Source organism: Pseudomonadota bacterium, from assembly GCA_010028905.1.
In the GTDB taxonomy this organism is placed as follows: Bacteria; Vulcanimicrobiota; Xenobia; order RGZZ01; family RGZZ01; genus RGZZ01.
The window spans coordinates 1-1,950 of sequence record RGZZ01000697.1 but is presented as its reverse complement, the minus strand read 5'-3'; the positions used below and the strand labels follow the sequence as shown (position 1 = coordinate 1,950).

1 protein-coding gene is annotated in these 1,950 nt (G+C 66.3%); it reads right to left on the bottom strand.

Annotation, left to right across the window (positions count from 1 at the left end; genetic code table 11):
* Positions 1-1,790: aspartate--tRNA ligase (gene aspS, locus EB084_24455; GenBank protein NDD31415.1), on the bottom strand; the 1,790-nt coding region annotated here is incomplete at its 3' end.
* Positions 1,791-1,950: the final 160 nt, after the last annotated feature.

The following is a 1,950-nucleotide window of genomic DNA, read 5'->3' as shown; positions in this document are numbered from 1 at the left end:
AGGGCGAGCTGCTCGGGGGTGGGCTCGACCGGCGCTCCCGTGAGCATGTCGACCGCGTTCTGGTTCTTCGGGAATGCGATGACCTCACGGATCGAGTCGATGCCGCTCATGAGCGCGGTGAGGCGGTCGAAGCCCAGCGCGATGCCGCCGTGGGGCGGGGCGCCGAACTCAAAGGCCTCCATGAGGAAGCCGAACTTCTCGTTCGCTGCCGCCAGGTCGAGGCCGATGGCCTCGAACACCAGCTCCTGGAGCGGGCGCTGGTGGATGCGGATGCTTCCGCTGCCCAGCTCGTTGCCGTTGAGAACGAGGTCGTAGGCGCTCGAGCGCACCTTCAGCGGTTCGGTCTTCATCAGGGGGATGTCTTCCGGCAGCGGAGACGTGAACGGATGGTGCTCGGCCTCGAGGCGCTGCTCCTCGGCATTCCACTGGAACTGCGGGAAGTTCACCACCCAGAGGAAGTTGTAGGCTTGAGTCTCCGGATTGGGAACCACCGTGCCTGGCATGGGGATGAGCTTGAGCCGTCGCCCCATCTCGAGACGAAGCTTGCCCAGCACCTCGAGGGCCTTGGCCTTGTCGCCCCCCACGAGGAAGAGCATGTCGCCGTTCTTCGCGCCGCTCTTCTCGCGCAGCGCGGTCGAGGTGGCGTCGTCGAGGTATTTCGCTAGCGACGAGCGCAGTGTGCCGTCTTCCTGCAGGCCGATGGTGAACAGGCCGCCCGCCCCCCAGCCCTTGACGAGGGCGGTGAGCTCGTCGGTCTCCTTGCGCGACAGCGACGCGCCGCCGGGCACCGCGATGCCCTTCAGCAGGCCGCCGCCTTCGATGATGCCCTTGAAGACCGCGAAGTCGACGCCGCGCAGCGTCTCGGTGACGTCGAAGATCTCCATGCCGAAGCGCGTGTCGGGCTTGTCGCTGCCGTAGCGCTCAGCCGCCTCGTAGTAGGGCATGCGGGGGAACGGTGTCTGCAGGTCGAGGTCGAGCACCTGCTTGAAGACGTGCTTGAGGGTTCCCTCGATGATGTTGAACACATCGTCTTGCTCGACGAACGACATCTCAAGGTCGAGCTGGGTGAACTCGGGCTGGCGATCAGCGCGCAGATCTTCGTCGCGGAAGCAGCGGGCGATCTGGAAGTAGCGCTCGAGACCGCTCACCATGAGCAGCTGCTTGAAGAGCTGGGGCGACTGGGGCAGGGCATAGAACCTGCCCGGGTTCACGCGGCTGGGAACGAGGTAGTCGCGGGCGCCTTCGGGCGTGCTGCGCACCAGCATGGGGGTCTCGATCTCGAGGAAGCCCTGACCGCTCAGGAATTCGCGCATGGCCTTGCCCACCTTGTGGCGGGTGATGATGCGCTGCTGCATGACGCCGCGGCGAAGGTCGAGGAAGCGGTACTTCATGCGCAGGCCGTCGTCGAGGGCCTTGTCTTCGTTGATGGGGATGGGGGGCACCTTCGAGGTGTTGAGCAGCCGCAGCGCCTGGGCGCGCACCTCGATCTCGCCCGTGGCCTGGCGGGTGTTGACGGTTCCCTCGCCGCGCTTGTCGACCACGCCGGTCACGGCGATGACGAACTCGTTGCGCAGGTCCTTGGCATTCTCGAAGATCTCGGCGTTCTGCTGCGGGCTGAAGATGATCTGGGTGATGCCGTCACGATCGCGCAGATCGATGAAGATGAGGCCACCCAGGTCGCGGCGGCGGTGCACCCACCCCATGAGGGTGACGGTCTCGCCGCAGTGGTCTGCGCGCAGCGCTCCGCAGGAATGGCTCCGCTTCAGGCCCAGCAATGGCTCCGGTTGCATCGATCAGCGACCTCCGTGGGGGATGTCCTCGCGCCGTGCAGCAGCACGGGGCGGAATGAATGCGCTTGCTTCGGGACAGGGTCGCGTTGGTTCCTGCCTCTGCGGTGTGCGCATCGGGCCCGATGGGGCGCGTTTCGGGGTGCGGGGGGGAGGGGCACGG